This window comes from Sphingomonas oligophenolica (genome assembly GCF_039522915.1).
In the GTDB taxonomy this organism is placed as follows: domain Bacteria; phylum Pseudomonadota; class Alphaproteobacteria; order Sphingomonadales; family Sphingomonadaceae; genus Sphingomonas; species Sphingomonas oligophenolica.
This window is the reverse complement of the sequence record NZ_BAAAEH010000027.1, coordinates 20,677-36,436: the sequence shown is the minus strand read 5'-3', so window position 1 is coordinate 36,436 and position 15,760 is coordinate 20,677. Positions and strand designations below refer to the sequence as shown.

Genomic DNA, 15,760 nt, shown 5'->3' with positions numbered 1-15,760 from the left:
TCTTGAATCAATACCCAGCGCCCTTGGCAACCCTTCGCGAGTCATCCCCTCAGGGACTTGGTATTAGCGTGATTCTACGGCCTAGTTAACCATAGCCCCGGCGGATAGCACCGGCTCGACGCTGCCGACTCGGTGCCGTCCGGGAGACCATCGATGCTGCAGCGGGAACTGAGCCTGAACGGCGCTTCGGGCGTGACGTTGTTCGGAGTCGGCGGGGCCGGCTGCAACGCAGTCTCCCGGCTTTTTCGCCAGTCCGGATCCGGCATGAAGATCATCTGTGCCAACACCGACGTTCAGGCGCTCCGGGCCGCACCCAGCGCGTGCCAGCTCCAGCTCGGCCGTCGGCTCACATCGGGGCTTGGCGCGGGCGCGAGGCCCGAGATCGGCCGTGCCGCCGCGCAGGAGGCGCTGACCGAAATCAATGCCGCCCTCGAGGGCAGTGCGCTGTGCTTCATTGCCGCCGGCCTCGGCGGCGGCACCGGGACCGGCGCAGCGCCGGTGATCGCGCGCGCCGCTCGCGACCGTGCGATCCTGACGATCGGCATCGCGACGAAGCCGTTCGCATTCGAAGGCACGCGCCGTGCCCGGACAGCTGCCGCCGGGCTGATCGAATTCCAGGACAGCGTCGATGCGCTGGTCGTCGTCTGCAACGAGAATCTGTTCCGGGTCGCCGGACGCGAGACGACCTTTCGCCAGGCGCTCGACCTCTCCGACTCGATCGTCTCCGACAGTGCGGCCGATTTCGCCGCGCTGATCGCCGGGCCGGCGCTGAAACGGGTGACGATCGCCGATATTCGCGCGATCCTCGATTCGGGCGGCAGGACAGTGATCGGCTATGGCGAACGCTGTGCCGGCAGCGATCGCGCCACGCTCGCGGCCGAGTCGGCACTGCGCAATCCCCTGCTTGAAGACGTACCACATGGCGCAAGGCGATTGCTCGTGACGATCGCCGGCGGCAGCGATCTCGGCCTGTTCGAGGTCGAGGAAGCAGTCGAATATCTGCGCGGGCATGTCCATTCCAGCGTTGATCTGGTCTGGGGCTCAGTGATCGACCCGGCGCTGGAGGGGCGCGTGCGGGTCGGCATCACCGCAGCGGGCCTGCCGGAACGTGACCAGCCCGCCGTGGCGCCGCGTGCCCGATCGCCGGTGGCTCGGGCGCGGCTGGAACCACCGGCGCCTGCAATTGCGGTCGCGCCTATTTGGGTGCCGGCGGTGCCGGTCGGGTACGACGCTTCGCCAGTGATGGTTGCAATGTGCGAGCCCGCAGCGGTGGCCGCGCCGGCGCTGGCCGCAGTGGCACACGTCATTCTGGCCGATGAGGCAGAGCCGATTATCGCCGAACCCGAATCCGGTCGCGCGCCTTTGGTTCTGACCAGCACCTATAGTCTGGACCTCGACATCGTCGCGGATAACCCCGTGTCGACGGTGCCGATCCGGTCGCGTGCGCGCTCCGCCAGCCTGGTCGACCGGATCTATTTCGCGGTGCGCGCGCTCAAGCGCCGCGGTCCCCGGTCGCGCCCGGCGATGATCCGTCGCCGCGGGCCGCGCGAGATGCACATTGCCTGGGGCAATGCCCAGCCCAGCTAAAATGTCTCGGAGGTCAGGCCGTCAATGGTCCTGTCTTCGTATCACAGCGTGACGCCGCGCTTCCAGATCGTAATCTCGCGCTCGTCATTGCGCTCGGCCGCGGTCTCCTCGCCCGAGGCGATCCGCCGGATCGTATCCAGCAAGGCGTCGGCGACCGACTCCATGCCCTCGCCGAGTACCCGGCCCGCGTTGAAATCGATCCAGCCCGGCTTGCGCTCGGCAAGCGGCGTGTTGGTGGCGATCTTGATCGTGGGCACCGGGAAGCCGAGCGGCGTGCCGCGCCCGGTGGTGAACAGGATCACGGTTGCGCCAGCGGCGGCGAGCGCGGTCGAGGAAACCGCATCATTGCCGGGCGCCTCAAGCAGGGTCAGCCCGCGGCGCCTGACCCGTTCGCCGTAACGACGCACGTCAGTGACCACGGCGTGGCCGGCCTTCTGCACGGCGCCGAGCGATTTCTCCTCCAGCGTGGTGATCCCGCCGGCGATGTTGCCTGGCGACGGATTCTCCGAGACCGGCTCGCCATGGTCTGTGAAATAGCGTTTGAAGTCGTTGACCAGCGCGCCGATGCCGTCGAAAATCTCTTCGTCGGCGGCACGGTCCATCAGCAATTGCTCGGCGCCGAAAATCTCCGGGATCTCGGTCAGGATGGCGATGCCACCCGCCTCGGTGACGGTATCGCTCATCAGGCCGACCAGCGGGTTGGCGGTCAGCCCCGAAAAGCCGTCCGAGCCGCCGCATTTCACCCCCAGCACCAGATCGGAGAGCGGTACGTCGGTCCGCTCGGCGAGCGCAGCCTCCTCGACGAGCGCATCCACGATCGCGAGGCCTTCTTCGATCTCGTCGCCGGCGAATTGCGCCGCCAGCGTCCTGATCTTCCCGTGCACCGCCGGATCGATCTCGGCGAGCAGCCGGTCAAGCTGGTTCGATTCGCAGCCCAGCCCGAGCAGCAATACGCCGCCAGCATTGGGATGGGATGCCAGCGCAGCCAGCACCGAGCGCGTCCCGTCGAGATCGTCGCCGAGCTGCGAGCAGCCGAACGGATGAGTCAGCGCGTGGACGCCGTCGATCCGCCCGGCATGGCGCTCGCCGGCGCGCTCGGCGATCTTCTGCGCGGTACGCGCGACGCAGCCGACGGTCGGAATCACCCAGATCTCGTTGCGCGTGCCGACCCTTCCGTCGGCGCGGCGATAGCCGGCAAAGCCGGGGCGCGGCGTGGCGGCTCGGGCGGCGCTTTTATGGGGATGCCAAGAATAGGCGCCGCTCGCTTCGAGTGCGGTCGACACATTATGGGTGTGCACCCGGTCGCCGGGAGCGATCGGCCTGGTGGCGCGGCCGATCGGGAAGCCGAATTTGAGCACCGGCTCGCCCGGGGCGATCGCGTGCAACGCCACCTTGTGGCCGCGCGCAACGGCCTCGTTCAGGGTCACCTGGGTGTCGCCGACAGTGGCGATCGTGCCGGCGGCGAGGTCGTCAAGTGCGGTCGCGACGCCGTCTTGTGGGGCCACGCGAAAGAGTGACGGGTTCATCGGGGAGGGGCTCATCATATCTCCGGCCTCGCGGCCTATTGCAGGTTCACGAACGCGCCGCCACCGCCACTGCTCGGCCGATCCCCGCCGATGCCTGTGATCAGGACTGCCTTGCCGTCGAGCGGCTTCATCCAAACCCCTATCGCCGCGATCGCGGCGCGGGCTTGCGGGCGATACCCTCAGACCAGCCGAGATCCATGCTGATTGCCTTTGCCGTGCCGCGGACATCGTCCGACAGCGCCTGCATCCGATCGTCGGCCATATATTGCGCGGCGCTCGATACGCTGATCGCAGCGACGATCCGCCCGCTCACATCGCGGATCGGCGCGGCGACGCAGCGGATCAGATCCTCATTCTCCTCGAGATCGAATGCCCGGCCGACCGCGACATAATCGCGCATCCGCTCTTCCCATACTGCATAATCAGCGGGCGGAGAGCCGGCGGCGCGATCCTCGTCGAACAGCTTGCGCCAATGGGCTGCGTCGTCATCGAGCAGCAGCGCCTTGCCGAGGCCGGTCGAGGTGAGAGGCCGGCGATCGCCGACCCGGCTGCTGATCTCAACCCGGCGGCGCCCGGGGATTTTGTCGAGATAGAGCGCTCGCTCGTTGTCGAGAATGCCGAGATTCACCGTATCCTCGGTCGAGGCGGCGAGCTCTTCGAGATGCGGCCGCGCGACCTGGACGACATCGGTCTGCTGCTGGGCAATAAAGCCGAGTTCGAGCAGCTTGGGCCCGAAATGGTAGCCGAGGCGCGGCACGAAGGTCAGGTAGCGTCGATCGATCAGCGCGGTCGCGAGCCGATGCGTGGTGGACCGCGTCAGACCGAGCCTGGCGGCGAGCTCGGCAAGCGTGATCGGACCGTCGATGACTGCATCGATCACGTCGAGCCCCCGCAGCAAGGTCTGGCTGCCGGGCTGCGATTTACTGTCGCTGCCCGATTCCGCCTTTTCGGCCAAATCAGCATTTGACGGAGCGTTTCTCATCTAATAATATTCTTTCCCATAATATGGAACTTAACTAGCAACATTTGTGAGAGAGGGATGCGGCGCCTTGCAACATGACCCGCCATGGGCGGTGTGGTTGCGTACCAAATACTGGTACGCGGTGCCTATAGGCTATTGTGGCGGCGGCTCGGCGTTGACGCCTTTTCACCCTCTTGTCCTGGAGCCGGCATGACCTTGTCCCGCATCAAGCATGTCCGCGCCTTGGCGCTCGACAGACCGGGCTTTGGTGTCGAGCTGAACCGCGATATTCCGCTTCACCGCCCCTACACCCACTGAGGACCTTCTTCATGAAATTGCTGCGTTACGGCCCTGTCGGGCAGGAAAAGCCCGGTCTGCTCGACGCCAACGGGCGTATCCGCGATCTTTCCGGCCATATTGGCGATCTCGGGCCCGCCGAGATTTCGCGCGAAGGACTGGCGCGGTTGGCGACGATCGATTCGGAGACCCTGCCGCTGGTCGAGGGCAATCCGCGCTACGGCGTCCCGGTCGCGGGCAGCCGCAAATTCCTCGCGATCGGGCTGAACTTCGCCGATCACGCAGCTGAGTCCAACATGCCGATCCCGGCCGAGCCGATCTTCTTCACCAAGGCGATCACCTGCCTGCAGGGCCCGAACGATCCGGTGATGATCCCGCGCGGATCGGAGAAGACCGACTGGGAGGTCGAGCTCGGCGTGATCATCGGCACGCGCGCCTCTTATGTCACTGAGGCCGAAGCGCTCGATCATGTCGCCGGCTATTGCACGATCAATGATCTGTCGGAGCGCGACTTTCAGCTCAACCGCGGCGGCACCTGGGACAAGGGCAAGGGCTGCGACACCTTCGGACCGGTCGGCCCCTGGATGGTGACCGGCGACGAGGTCGGCGATCCGCAGAAGCTCGGCATGTGGCTCGAGGTCAACGGCAAGCGAGTCCAGAATGGCAACACCGCGACGATGGTGTTCGGCGTCGCCAAGCTGGTTTCCTATGTCAGCGAGTTCATGACGCTCGAACCGGGCGACATCATCAGCACCGGCACGCCGCCGGGCGTCGGGATGGGGCAGAAGCCCGAGCCCTGGTATCTCAAGGCCGGCGATGTCGTCACCCTCGGCATAGAGAAGCTCGGCGAGCAGCGCCAGCAGGTCGCAGCGTACAGCCCGAACGGGCCTGCTGCGTGACGATCTTCCTGGCCGTTTCGAGAGACGGACGGCGATCGTCACCGGCGGCGCCTCCGGGCTCGGCCGCGAGGTCGCGCGCCGGATTGTCGCCGGGGGCGGCCGTGTCGTTCTGTGGGACCTCCATGCCGAGTGGCTAAGCGAGGCAAAGGCCGAGCTGGATCGGCGTGGTGCGCGACAAGGGGGAGGCGCGGGTAACCAACCCGCGCCGCTTCATGCACGAACCGCTTTCGCCCCATCTGCCATCAATCCGCCGCGAGACGGAGCACGGTGGTCAGGCTTTGCATCACATAGTCAGTCAGCGATCCGCTCGGCTCGATCGCCCACTGAATGGGCGCGCCATGCAGCTGGGCGTCGAGAAGCCGTGCGACCTCCTCCGGCGGCAGGCGCAGGGGTGGCAGCCGCGCGAGGATCGCTGCGCGAAACAAGGCAAACCGCGCCCGTGCCAGCGCGTTGAATACGGGGTCGCGAATGTCCTCGCGCAGCCACAGAAGATGGTCCGCCAGCTCGGGGTCGGGATCGGCGTGGAAGCCTTCGGTCGCGGCGCGGTAGACAGCGAGCGTGGCGGCCTCGCCGCGCCCTTCGGGCAGGTCGGCGATCCAGCGCGCGAAGCGCTCATTATCCTGGGCGAAGGCGCGCTCGACGAGCGTCTTCTTGTCGCCGAAACGCTGCAGGAGCGTGGCCGGCGAAAGGCCGATCTCGGCGGCGATGTCGGCAAGCGTGAAGCCAGCCGGCCCGGCGCGCGCCATTATCGGCAGCGCCCGTTCAAGGATATCTTCGTCGCTGATCGATTTGCGTCTGGTCATCACCGCCGTGCCGCGACCGCGACCCAGGCCGCCAGACAGGCCAGCTTTTGCTCTTTCCGCCAGGGTTTGCCGACGGTCGTGCCAAGCGTCTTGAGGCGGGCGTCGATATCGGCCGATTCGAGGCCGAGTTGCTTCGACGCTGACTCCCCAAGCGACTTTTCGTCCATTTCCATAACGTCGATGCCGAGCCGCCCGAACGCGAATCTGAGGGCGTCGCGCACGGCGAGGCCCTCGGCAACGGGCGGGTGATCGGCAAAGGCGAGGCTATAGTCCAGGAGATCCGATATCCAGCCGGCGCGATTGACCAGCAGTGCCGCGACCACCGGCTCGCTTCCCGCCGTCCGCAGCGTGTCGATGATATCGCCAAGGCCGGCGGCCGCGCACATATCCTGTCGCCTGCGTCCTTCCGCGACCGCAGCCGCCGCCTGCGCCGAAGCGCCGCCGTCCGGACCTCGCGCCATTTCGGCGGCGACGTGATAAGGCTCCAGGGAGAGGCGGTCGTTCTCGGCGGCCGTTGCCAGAAACGACGACGAGACGATGCGAGGCTCGTTCCCATTCGTGGTGACGCCGACAACCACGCTGCCGCCTTTCAGCACCCGAAATCCGAGACCGACCGGGCCTGTCATTCGCTCCCCGATCGTGCGCGCGCCACCGCCGGCATGAGTCCGGGGCCCTGGTCTTCAAGGCCGAGCGCATTGGCAAGCTGCAGGGCGAGCGCGCGCCGGGCGGGGTCCCGGTGGATCTGGCAATAGCGCGCCCAGACGAGAAACCGCGCCTGTTCGTCCAGCGGCGGCCGCGCCGCGATTTGCGTCACTTGCGCATCGAACAGTCGCGGAAAGTCGGGAACACGGCCGTCGACATCGGTAAATCCATATTCTCGCGCAAGATCCGAGGCGAAGTGAACCAGTCCCGCCTTGCGCCCGGCGCACCCGTCGGCTGCCAGTGCGACTGCGGCACGGCCGACAAGGAGCGGGGTTTCGGACTCAGCGAAATAGGGATCCTTCGCGATGGCATCGCGCCAATTCTCCTCACTGACCCCAAAATGGTCGAGGACTGCCTCCGAACGCAGGAAGCCGGGCGACAAGGCGAGCGCGGTTACCCCGGTTCGGGTCAGTTCCATCGCCATCCCATAAGCGAGGCGCGCCAGCGATGATTTGACGAGATCGTAGAGGAGATGGCAGCGATACCCAGCGAAATGACCGTCGATCACTTCGATGATGAGGCCGTGATCGGCTTCCACCATGAGCGGCGCGAGATACCGGTTGGTGGTGACATGGCTGATGAGGGTCTGATCGAGATAGGCGTGCACCCTGGCGAGGTCGATCTCCCAGAATCTTCGTCCCCAGTCGATCATGGGATCAGCGCCCCAGATGCTGTTGACCAGCACATCGAGCCGTCCTGCCTCGCTGCGGACGCGGGCGGCGAGGCTCGCTACCTCCTCCTGACATATATGGTCGACACGCAGGGCGACCGCTCGACCGCCCGCCTTCTCGATCAACGCGACTGTTTCGTCGAGGGTTTCGGGGCGATCCATGCCCTTGGCATGCCCCAAGGCGCTGCGTCCCGTGCAATAAACGAACGCGCCGGCCTCGCCGAGCGCCCGCGCGATGCCGCGCCCTGCACCGCGCGTCGCTCCCGCGACCACGGCGACCTGCCCCGCCAGACTTTGTCCTCCGGTAGCCATCTCCGCCGCCCCTTCCGTGGCGATGTCGTAGGTTTTTTATAAATGATCGATCATTTATATGTCAAATGCCCGATCCTGTCACAAAGGGGGACGTCATGCGGGCGCGGAATTGCCCGATCGTAGCATTCGAGCTTTTACAGCTGGATCGCGTTCCAGCTCTTCCAGAGCATATAGGTTGCGACGACGAAGATCAGAGTTGCAAATACCGCATTGAGAAGGCCTTTTCTGGCGGCCAGCGCCCGGGACGCCCACGCCCCGATGAGGCCGCCAAATATGCCACCACCGATGAAGGCGGCTGCGAGCGGCCAATCGACAAGTCCCGACCAGGCATAGTTGAGCGAGGTCGTCAGCCCGAAAGCCGCCACGGCGACAAGCGACGATCCGACCGCGTAGGCGATCGGCATACCGGTCGATGCCATCAGGCCGGGGACGATGAGGAAACCGCCGCCGATCCCGAAAAAGCCGGAAAACAATCCCGTCGCAGCACCATAGCCGATTACCTTGGGTGCATTTTCGCGGTGACATTGCACATCGGCGTCGCCCGGGTTCCCGCGGCTGCGCAGCATCAGCACGCCGACCATGATCATCAGGATCGCGAACAGGGCCAGCAGCTTCTGGCCGTCAAACGCCTTGCCGATCGTCGAACCACCGAGTGCGCCAAGCACGCCGGCCGCCGCATACATGCCCGCGCATCGCCATTTGATCATGTGCCGGCGGGCGTGCGGGACCAGGTTGGCGCCTGCATTCGCCGCCACCGCAAGCGCGCTGGTGCCGATGGCGACATGCGGATTGGAGACGCCGACGAGATAGACCATCAGCGGCACCGCGAGAATCGAGCCGCCGCCGCCCACCAGGCCGAGCGTAAAGCCGACCAGACCGCCCGACAGGGCACCCAGGGCATATTGAAGGGTGGTCAGCACCAGTGGCCCCGCCGTCACAAAGCGTCGATCGGTATCTTGAGGTAGCGCACGCCGTTCGCCTCGGGCTCCGGGAGCCGGCCGGCGCGCATGTTGACCTGCACCGACGGCAGGATCAGCCTCGGCATGTCGAGCGCCGCGTCGCGCGCGGTCCGCATCGTGACAAAGGCTGCCTCGCCGATGCCGTCATGGACGTGGACATTCTGGTCACGTTCGGCGCCGACCGTTGTCTCCCAGACATAGGAATCGCGGCCAGGCGCCTTGTAATCGTGGCACAGATAGAGGCGCGCTTCACGGGGTAGCGAGAGCAGGCGCCGGATCGATCGATAAAGCTGGTGCGCGTCACCGCCGGGAAAATCGGCACGTGCGGTTCCGAAGTCCGGCATGAAGATCGTGTCGCCGGGAAAAACCGCATCGCCGATCACATAGGCCAGGTCCGCCGGCGTATGCCCCGGCACGTGCAGAACCATTGCCGTGATCGAGCCAAGTGCGAAGGACTCGCCGTCATCGAACAGCCGGTCGAATTGCGAGCCGTCGCGCGGGAAGCCGTCGCCAGCGTTGAAGATGTCGCCGAACACCTCCTGCACGCGGGTGATGTCGCGACCGATCGCGATCATACCGCCCAATTTCTCCTTCAGATAGGGCGCGGCGGACAGGTGATCGGCATGCGCATGCGTTTCGAGGAGCCATTGTAATTTCAGGCCGTGCTCCTCGACATGGCGGACGATAGCGTCCGCGGATCGGTGACTGGTCCGGCCTGACGCGGGATCATAGTCCAGCACCGAGTCGATGACAGCCGCCGCGCCGGTCGCCGGGTCATGGACGACATGACTCGCGGTAAAGGTCGCCTCGTCGAAGAAGGTCTTGACCATAGGCGCCCCCGCGCCCCTGTGATGGGCTTCGCTGACAATTCGGGAGGCCGCTTCGACCGCCTGATCAGTACGGATATCGTTGCCGGCCATCGAGCTCTCCGAAGGAATGTTTACTCGCTTACGGAAATCATATAAGTATGTAATCGTCTTGCGTCAATTGCAGCAGCGTGCGAGCCGGAGCCATGACCGACCAGACTCAGTTGCCACCCTTCCCGAGCATTACGGCGCCGCTTCGGCTTGGCGAGGCGGTTCCCGGCTTTACCGCGCGGAGCACACAGGGGCAGTTCTCGCTCGCCGATCTGCGCGGCCGCTGGGTAATGCTCTTCTCGCATCCGGCGGACTTCACGCCAGTCTGCACGAGCGAATTCGTAGCGATCGCAAGGGCCGCGGATCGCTTTGCCGCGCTCGACTGCGCGCTTGTCGCCTTGTCGGTCGACAGCCTCTTCTCGCACCTCGCCTGGATCCGGATGATCCATGACCGCTTCGATGTCAGGATCGAGTTCCCGATCATCGAGGACCCCGTCGATGGTCATTGCCCGCGCCTATGGGATGCTCGGACCCGATGCGCACGACGCCTCCGCGGTTCGGGCGAGTTATTTCGTCGATCCTGACGGCATCCTGCGCGCGATGACCTGCTATCCGGCCACGATCGGTCGATCGGTCGACGAGATGATCCGCATGGTTGCGGCACTCCAGCGCGTGCATGGCGGCGATGTCCTCGCGCCGGCGGGATGGACTCCGGGCGCGGACATGCTTCGGCGCCCGGGCGAGACGGTCGACGCCGTGCTCGGCGCGCCGGGCGCGGCCGATTGGTTCTATGCCACGGTCCCCGACGAGCCGGGCATATGAGCAACCATATTTCCGCCTTGGATCTCGACGCGACAGCCGAACTGCTGCGCGCGCTCGCGCATGGGGTTCGCCTGGAGCTGATGCGGACGCTGGTTGGTGGCGAACGCTCGGTCGGCGAGATCGAAGGAATCACGAAGATTGCGCAGCCGGGGCTGTCGCAGCAGCTCGCCATATTACGAAAGGCAGACCTTGTCCTGACACGGCGGGAAGCCAAGCAGGTCTTCTATCGTCTCAATCAGGCCCGGATCGCCGATGTGAGTGCCCTGCTCGATGCATTCGCCGGAACCGTCGCGCTGAGCCATGCGGAGATTGCCGCCGCGCGGCTGCGAAGTGGCGGCGGGGCGGCGGTTTTCGCGCGCATGGAGTAGCGGAGTTCACGTCGCGTCGCTGTGCAGCGGCACGTAGCGGCGCGCGCCCAAGCGCTTCGCCCCCGCATCACGCCCCGATCGGGCGGCTGGCGGAGCACAGCGCCTCTATCATCCGATATATCCTGGGATCGTGGAGACTGTAATGACGGGTCTGCTGTTCGCGACGAACGCGTACCGCGCCCGCTTCGCGAAGCACGGCGAGATGTTGCGATACGCTCGACTGCGAAAGCCCGGTGAACGCGACGAGCTCGCTCACCGAGGCCTCGCCTGCCGTCAGACGGCAGAGCATGATCAGCCGGTCGCGATTTGCCATGACGCGAAGCCGCTCGGCGATCTCGGCCGCGTTGTCATAGAGCGCCTTTGTGGCTTCACTGCTGATCATTTCGCGATCGTGGCGGGGCGGCCATCGTCGCGTAAGACGATGTAGATCGCCGGAATCACCAGCACCGTCAGGATCGTCGACGAGGCAAGCCCGAACAGCAGCGAGATCGCCAGGCCCTGGAAGATGGGGTCGGTAAGGATGACGGCCGCGCCGATCATCGCTGCCGCCGCAGTCAGCACGATCGGCTTGAACCGGATCATCCCAGCCTCCAGCAACGTGTCGCGCAGCGACTTCTCGGGACTCCGCGCATGCCGGATGAAATCAACCAGCAGGATCGAGTTCCGCACGATGATCCCGGCCAGCGCGATGAAGCCGATCATCGATGTCGCAGTAAAGGGCGCTGCGAAGATCATGTGGCCGATGACGATGCCGACAAGGGTGAGCGGGATCGGCGTCAGGATCACCAGCGGCAGGGTGAAGCTGCGGAACTGGCCGACCACGAGGACATAGATGGCGAGCAGCGCGACCATGAAGGCAGCGCCCATGTCGCGGAACGTCACCCAGGTGATCTCCCACTCGCCGTCCCACAACAGCGACGGCTTGCTTTCGTCGGTCGGCTGGCCGTTCATTCGGATCTCGGGCTTCACCAGGCCGTGCGCCTTCCAGTCGAACTTCCCGATCGCGGCATCGACCGCCATCAGCCCGTAGATCGGCGCCTCATAGGCGCCGGCAAGTTCCGCCGTGATCATGTCCGCGGCACGTCCGTCGCGTCGGAACAAACTGTGGCTTCCCCGAGTCAGCTGCGCGTCGACGATCTGTCCCAGTTCGATCAGTTGCGGTCCAGACGCGCCCTGCGTCGCCGCGACCGGGGTCGAGGCGAGCGCGGCGGACCAGCTGCGCTGCGACTGATCGAGTGCGATCTCGATCGGCAGGGGATCGCGGCCATCGCCGCGCGGCGCATAGCCTATGGTCTGCGTTCCCATCAGCGCGCCGATGCTGTCGAAGACCTGCCGTTCCGAGAGGCCATAGGAGTCGAGCTTGGCGCGGTCGGGCGTCAGGCGCAGTTCGGGTCGAAGTCGGCCGAAGCTGTTGTCGACGTCGACGATGTACGGAACGCTCCGGAAGATCTGCTCGACCTGCGCCGCGGTCGCCCGGCGCGACGCTTCGTCCGGACCGTAGATCTCGGCGAGCAAGGTCGCGAGCACGGGGGGGCCCGGTGGCGTCTCCACCACCTTGATCGATCCGCCCGCCGGCAGCGCGACCGATTTCAGCCGATCACGCAACGCAACAGCGATCGCGTGGCTCGACCGCGAACGATCGCCCTTTGCCTTTAGCGTCACCATCAGGTCGCCCATTTCGGGCTTGTCGCGCAGGAAATAATGGCGGACCAGGCCGTTGAAGTTGAACGGCGCCGAGGTGCCGACATAGGCCTCCATCGCCGTCACCTCGGGCAGGCCGCGCGTCACCGCCGCCGCTTGCTCAAGCACGCGCGCCGTCCCCTCCAGGCTCGTGCCCTCGGGCATGTCGACGACGAGCTGTACCTCGGACTTGTTGTCGAACGGCAGCAACTTGACCGTCACCGCCTTGAAATAGAACATCGAGCAGGCGACCAAAGTAGCGACCCCGACCGCGATCAGGAAGGTCCGCGCCGATTTGCGGCTGCCGATCACGCGGCGCGCGACGCGACCATAGAGCGTGCCGAGCTTGCCGCCATGCGCGTCGGCGTGGTGCCCGTCGCCAAGCGCCTTCCGAGCGAAGCGGACCATCAGCCAGGGCGCGATGATCACCGCCACGAAGAAGGAGAAAACCATCGCCGCCGAGGCGTTGATCGGGATCGGCGCCATATAGGGGCCCATCAGCCCCGACACGAACAGCATGGGCAAGAGTGCCGCGACCACGGTGAGCGTCGCGACGATCGTCGGATTGCCGACCTCGGCAACGGCGTCGACCGCGGCGTCCACCCGGGTTCGGTCGTCGGCCATCGCCCAGTGGCGGGCGATGTTCTCGATCATCACGATCGCGTCGTCGACCAGGATGCCGATCGAGAAGATCAGCGCGAACAGGCTTACCCGGTTGATGGTGAAGCCCATCACGTTGGACGCGAACATCGTCAGCAGGATCGTGGTCGGGATGACGATCGCCGTCACCCCGGCCTCGCGCCAGCCGATGGCAAAACCGATCAGGATGACGATCGAGACGGTCGCGAGCGCGAGATGGAACAGCAGCTCGTTCGCCTTCTCGTTGGCGCTCTCGCCATAGTTGCGCGTGACCGTGACCGTCACGCTGTCGGGAATGAGGCTGCCCTTGAGCGCCTCGACGCGGTCGACGATCGAACTGGATACCGTCACGGCATTGGCGCCGGCCCGCTTCGCGACGGCAAGGCTGACGGCGGGCGCCATCGCCCAGCCGCCATCCCCGGCGCGCGCCCAGCGCCACGAATGCGCCTGGTCCTCGCCCGGCCCCTGCTCGACCCGCGCGACATCACGCAGATAGACGTTCTCGCCCCGTATCGAACGGACGGTCAGCAGCCCGACATCCTCGGCACCCTGCAGCGTGTGCCCGGCAATCACGGTCACGGCGTTTCCGCCCTCGCGCACGTTCCCGGCGGGGAAGGTCCGGTTGGCCTGGCTGGCGGCCTCGATCACCGCGCCGAGCGGCACGCCGTACAAGGCGAGGCGGGCTGGATCAGGCGCGATCCTGATGCGCTCCTGCTGGCCGCCGACCACCGAGGTCAGGCCGATATTGTCGACCTTCGCCACTTCGGTCCGGAGGCGCGAGGCAAGCGCGTAGAGCGACTGATCAGTCCATTGCCCCGGCGCGCCGGCCTTCGGCGTCAGCGTCAGCACGACGATCGGCACGTCGTTGATGCCGCGTACCGTCACCTTGGGCGGCGGAATGCCGACCGGGATCCGGTCGATATTGGCCGCGATCTTCTCGTTGATCCGCGTCGCGGCTGCCTCCGGGTTGGACCCGACGAGGAACCGCGCCGTCACCAGCACGCCATTGTCCTCAGCCTGGGTATAGACATGCTCGACGCCGTCCACGCTCTTGACGATCGTCTCGAGCGGCTTGGCGACGAGTTCGACGGCGTCGCTGGAAGCGAGCCCGGGCGCCGCCACCTGGATGTCGACCATCGGGACGCTGATCTGCGGCTCTTCCTCGCGCGGGATCGTCATCGTCGCGATCAGGCCGACGAGGATCGCCGCCAGCAGCATCAGCGGCGTCAGCGGCGATCCGATCGTCGCGCGGGTCAGCCGCCCCGATATGCCGAGGCTCATCGCGGCGCCGTCCCGGCCACCAGCATGTCGCCCTCGCCGACGCCCGAGAGGATCTCGATCCTGCCCGGCTCCACCGTCGATGCGATCTGTACGGGCACCGTCGAAAGCTGCCCGTCCTTCGCCACCACCGTTACATAGTCGATCCCGTAACGGGTCGTGACGAATGTTCGGGGAACGATCAGTGCCTGGCGGGTGCCGATCGCGACTCTCGCGGAAACGCGGCGGCCGATCAGCGAGCCGTCAAGACCCGGTGCCGCGACATCGGCGGTGATCTGCCCGGCCTGTACTGAGGGGTAGAGCTTGGTGACGGCACCGCTCACGCCGTCGGCGAGAACCCGAGAGCCGACATGGACCTTGCCCGCAAGCGATTCGGGCAACTCGAATCGCAGGACGAGCGGCCCCGCGGTGATCCCGGCGATCGACATGCCCGGCGTGACCGCCGATCCGGCGGGGATGTCGGCGGTCAGCACGCGTCCATCGGCGGGTGCGACGACTGCCCCCTGGCCGGCAACCGCGCCAACCGCGGACTGCTGCGCGCGGGCGGCGCCGACCTGGGCACGAGCCGCCGTCGCGGCGGCCTGGGCCTGGTCGAGCCTGGCTTTTGCATAGACGCCATTGTCGTAGAGATAGCGAATGCGTGCGAGGTCCGCCTGAGCCTGGACCGCCTGCGCCTGGGCGGCCGCCGCCTGAGCACCATAGGCGCTGCCCTCATAGGCAAGGCGGGTATCGACGATGCGCCCGATCACCTGACCCTTGCGCACCATGTCGCCCTTTCGGACGCTGAGGCTTTCGAGCACGCCCGGAATGCGCGCCCGCGCATCGGCACGGTCGGTGGTCGTGATCTCCGCACCCACGTCCTTCCATTCGGCCGTCTCGACGGCGCGAAGGGCGAGGCGGGGCCCCGCGGGGGAGGCGACCCGCACCGTGTCCGGCGAGTCCTTGCTGCTGCATGCGCCGAGCGAAAGAGCCGCCGGCAAGGCGAGCATCGATAGAATGCGGTGTCTGACCATCGTCGATCCTCAGTGACCGAAAGCGATGGGCAATCTCGCACGCTGCCAGGCGGAAAACCCTCCGGTTATATGCGTATCGACCGGAGCACCGGCTTTCGCACATTGTTCGAGGGCCATGGCCGAGCGTCGGCCTGCGGCGCAGTTCAGGACCAGCAGTTTACCGTTCGTTTCGGGCAGGAGGGCAGGATCGAATCGCGATAAGGGAAGATTTGCGGCCCCGGGGATGTGCCCGGCGGCGAATTCGTCGGGCTCACGGACATCGACGACCATAGCCGCGCCATTGTCCAGCAGCCGCTTGAGGTCGTTGACCCCAATTTCCCGAGCGATCGCCTGCTTTCCGAAACCGAACATCGTCAGAGCCTTTCAATTTAATGATTGCGTGTATCG

16 protein-coding genes and 1 pseudogene are annotated in these 15,760 nt (G+C 66.0%); 6 read left to right on the top strand and 11 right to left on the bottom strand.

Annotated elements, in window-relative coordinates; all coding sequences use genetic code 11:
* Positions 1-153: 153 nt before the first annotated feature.
* The gene (ftsZ, locus tag ABD050_RS13725; RefSeq protein ID WP_343889948.1) at positions 154-1,587 is read left to right on the top strand and encodes a cell division protein FtsZ; all 1,434 of its coding nucleotides are present in this window, start codon (positions 154-156) and stop codon (positions 1,585-1,587) included.
* 41 nt (positions 1,588-1,628) lie between these two features.
* Here ftsZ and ABD050_RS13720 read toward each other — a convergent pair whose 3' ends face one another.
* Both ABD050_RS13720 and ABD050_RS13715 read right to left on the bottom strand, forming a co-directional pair.
* Complete coding sequence (locus tag ABD050_RS13720) at positions 1,629-3,128, bottom strand: UxaA family hydrolase (protein WP_343889947.1); 1,500 nt, start codon at positions 3,126-3,128, stop codon at positions 1,629-1,631.
* Between the two features lie 124 nt (positions 3,129-3,252).
* Complete coding sequence (locus ABD050_RS13715; protein WP_343889946.1) at positions 3,253-4,095, bottom strand: IclR family transcriptional regulator; 843 nt, start codon at positions 4,093-4,095, stop codon at positions 3,253-3,255.
* A 308-nt stretch (positions 4,096-4,403) separates the two neighbouring features.
* On the opposite strand from ABD050_RS13715, the gene ABD050_RS13710 reads away from it, so the two are divergent.
* Together ABD050_RS13710 and ABD050_RS13705 are read left to right on the top strand one after the other, a co-directional pair.
* A complete protein-coding gene (locus ABD050_RS13710) occupies positions 4,404-5,270 on the top strand; it encodes a fumarylacetoacetate hydrolase family protein (RefSeq protein ID WP_343889945.1) in 867 nt (288 codons plus the stop codon).
* Positions 5,260-5,427 (top strand): annotated as a pseudogene (locus tag ABD050_RS13705) (SDR family NAD(P)-dependent oxidoreductase); the annotation flags it as partial. The gene ABD050_RS13710 and the pseudogene ABD050_RS13705, both read left to right, overlap by 11 nt.
* Before the next feature lie 85 nt (positions 5,428-5,512).
* Here the strand turns inward: ABD050_RS13705 and ABD050_RS13700 are convergent.
* From ABD050_RS13700 to ABD050_RS13680, 5 genes are all read right to left on the bottom strand, one after another.
* Positions 5,513-6,073, bottom strand: coding sequence for a TetR/AcrR family transcriptional regulator (locus ABD050_RS13700; RefSeq protein WP_343889944.1), 561 nt, complete (start codon positions 6,071-6,073; stop codon positions 5,513-5,515).
* On the bottom strand, positions 6,073-6,699 hold the full coding sequence (locus ABD050_RS13695) for a hypothetical protein (protein WP_343889943.1): 627 nt from the start codon (positions 6,697-6,699) through the stop codon (positions 6,073-6,075). The genes ABD050_RS13700 and ABD050_RS13695 overlap by 1 nt, the downstream gene beginning before the upstream one ends.
* Entirely contained in the window at positions 6,696-7,757 is a 1,062-nt protein-coding gene (locus ABD050_RS13690; protein WP_343889942.1) for an SDR family oxidoreductase, read from the bottom strand. The genes ABD050_RS13695 and ABD050_RS13690 overlap by 4 nt, the downstream gene beginning before the upstream one ends.
* Before the next feature lie 134 nt (positions 7,758-7,891).
* Positions 7,892-8,677, bottom strand: coding sequence for a sulfite exporter TauE/SafE family protein (locus tag ABD050_RS13685; protein ID WP_425542457.1), 786 nt, complete (start codon positions 8,675-8,677; stop codon positions 7,892-7,894).
* A gap of 14 nt (positions 8,678-8,691) precedes the next feature.
* On the bottom strand, positions 8,692-9,636 hold the full coding sequence (locus ABD050_RS13680; RefSeq protein WP_343889941.1) for an MBL fold metallo-hydrolase: 945 nt from the start codon (positions 9,634-9,636) through the stop codon (positions 8,692-8,694).
* Between the two features lie 92 nt (positions 9,637-9,728).
* Between ABD050_RS13680 and ABD050_RS29040 the strand changes: the two genes are divergently transcribed.
* From ABD050_RS29040 to ABD050_RS13670, 3 genes are read left to right on the top strand one after another with little or no spacing between them, the layout of a single operon-like run.
* On the top strand, positions 9,729-10,157 hold the full coding sequence (locus tag ABD050_RS29040) for a redoxin domain-containing protein (protein ID WP_425542456.1): 429 nt from the start codon (positions 9,729-9,731) through the stop codon (positions 10,155-10,157).
* On the top strand, positions 10,072-10,395 hold the full coding sequence (locus ABD050_RS29035; protein ID WP_425542458.1) for a hypothetical protein: 324 nt from the start codon (positions 10,072-10,074) through the stop codon (positions 10,393-10,395). Before ABD050_RS29040 ends, ABD050_RS29035 begins: the two co-directional genes overlap by 86 nt.
* Before the next feature lie 17 nt (positions 10,396-10,412).
* Positions 10,413-10,763, top strand: coding sequence for an ArsR/SmtB family transcription factor (locus ABD050_RS13670; protein ID WP_343889940.1), 351 nt, complete (start codon positions 10,413-10,415; stop codon positions 10,761-10,763).
* 67 nt (positions 10,764-10,830) lie between these two features.
* Here the strand turns inward: ABD050_RS13670 and ABD050_RS13665 are convergent, their stop codons facing one another.
* From ABD050_RS13665 to ABD050_RS13650, 4 genes are read right to left on the bottom strand one after another with little or no spacing between them, the layout of a single operon-like run.
* On the bottom strand, positions 10,831-11,145 hold the full coding sequence (locus tag ABD050_RS13665; RefSeq protein WP_343889939.1) for an ArsR/SmtB family transcription factor: 315 nt from the start codon (positions 11,143-11,145) through the stop codon (positions 10,831-10,833).
* Complete coding sequence (locus ABD050_RS13660; protein ID WP_343889938.1) at positions 11,142-14,363, bottom strand: efflux RND transporter permease subunit; 3,222 nt, start codon at positions 14,361-14,363, stop codon at positions 11,142-11,144. The genes ABD050_RS13665 and ABD050_RS13660 overlap by 4 nt, the downstream gene beginning before the upstream one ends.
* On the bottom strand, positions 14,360-15,373 hold the full coding sequence (locus tag ABD050_RS13655) for an efflux RND transporter periplasmic adaptor subunit (RefSeq protein ID WP_343889937.1): 1,014 nt from the start codon (positions 15,371-15,373) through the stop codon (positions 14,360-14,362). Before ABD050_RS13655 ends, ABD050_RS13660 begins: the two co-directional genes overlap by 4 nt.
* 9 nt (positions 15,374-15,382) lie before the next feature.
* Complete coding sequence (locus ABD050_RS13650) at positions 15,383-15,724, bottom strand: rhodanese-like domain-containing protein (protein ID WP_343889936.1); 342 nt, start codon at positions 15,722-15,724, stop codon at positions 15,383-15,385.
* Between the last annotated feature and the right edge of the window lie 36 nt (positions 15,725-15,760).

Excerpts from the sequence above, each read along its gene's own strand:
- ABD050_RS13695 (WP_343889943.1), bottom strand. The coding sequence starts at position 6,699 with ATGACAGGCCCGGTCGGTCTCGGATTTCGGGTGCTGAAAGGCGGCAGC.
- ABD050_RS13720 (WP_343889947.1), bottom strand. The coding sequence starts at position 3,128 with ATGAGCCCCTCCCCGATGAACCCGTCACTCTTTCGCGTGGCCCCACAA.
- ABD050_RS13710 (WP_343889945.1), top strand. The coding sequence starts at position 4,404 with ATGAAATTGCTGCGTTACGGCCCTGTCGGGCAGGAAAAGCCCGGTCTG.
- ABD050_RS13650 (WP_343889936.1), bottom strand. The coding sequence starts at position 15,724 with ATGTTCGGTTTCGGAAAGCAGGCGATCGCTCGGGAAATTGGGGTCAAC.
- ABD050_RS13660 (WP_343889938.1), bottom strand. The coding sequence starts at position 14,363 with ATGAGCCTCGGCATATCGGGGCGGCTGACCCGCGCGACGATCGGATCG.
- ftsZ (WP_343889948.1), top strand. The coding sequence starts at position 154 with ATGCTGCAGCGGGAACTGAGCCTGAACGGCGCTTCGGGCGTGACGTTG.
- ABD050_RS13700 (WP_343889944.1), bottom strand. The coding sequence starts at position 6,073 with ATGACCAGACGCAAATCGATCAGCGACGAAGATATCCTTGAACGGGCG.
- ABD050_RS13690 (WP_343889942.1), bottom strand. The coding sequence starts at position 7,757 with ATGGCTACCGGAGGACAAAGTCTGGCGGGGCAGGTCGCCGTGGTCGCG.
- ABD050_RS13655 (WP_343889937.1), bottom strand. The coding sequence starts at position 15,373 with ATGGTCAGACACCGCATTCTATCGATGCTCGCCTTGCCGGCGGCTCTT.
- ABD050_RS13680 (WP_343889941.1), bottom strand. The coding sequence starts at position 9,636 with ATGGCCGGCAACGATATCCGTACTGATCAGGCGGTCGAAGCGGCCTCC.
- ABD050_RS13715 (WP_343889946.1), bottom strand. The coding sequence starts at position 4,095 with ATGAGAAACGCTCCGTCAAATGCTGATTTGGCCGAAAAGGCGGAATCG.
- ABD050_RS29040 (WP_425542456.1), top strand. The coding sequence starts at position 9,729 with ATGACCGACCAGACTCAGTTGCCACCCTTCCCGAGCATTACGGCGCCG.
- ABD050_RS13665 (WP_343889939.1), bottom strand. The coding sequence starts at position 11,145 with ATGATCAGCAGTGAAGCCACAAAGGCGCTCTATGACAACGCGGCCGAG.
- ABD050_RS29035 (WP_425542458.1), top strand. The coding sequence starts at position 10,072 with ATGGTCATTGCCCGCGCCTATGGGATGCTCGGACCCGATGCGCACGAC.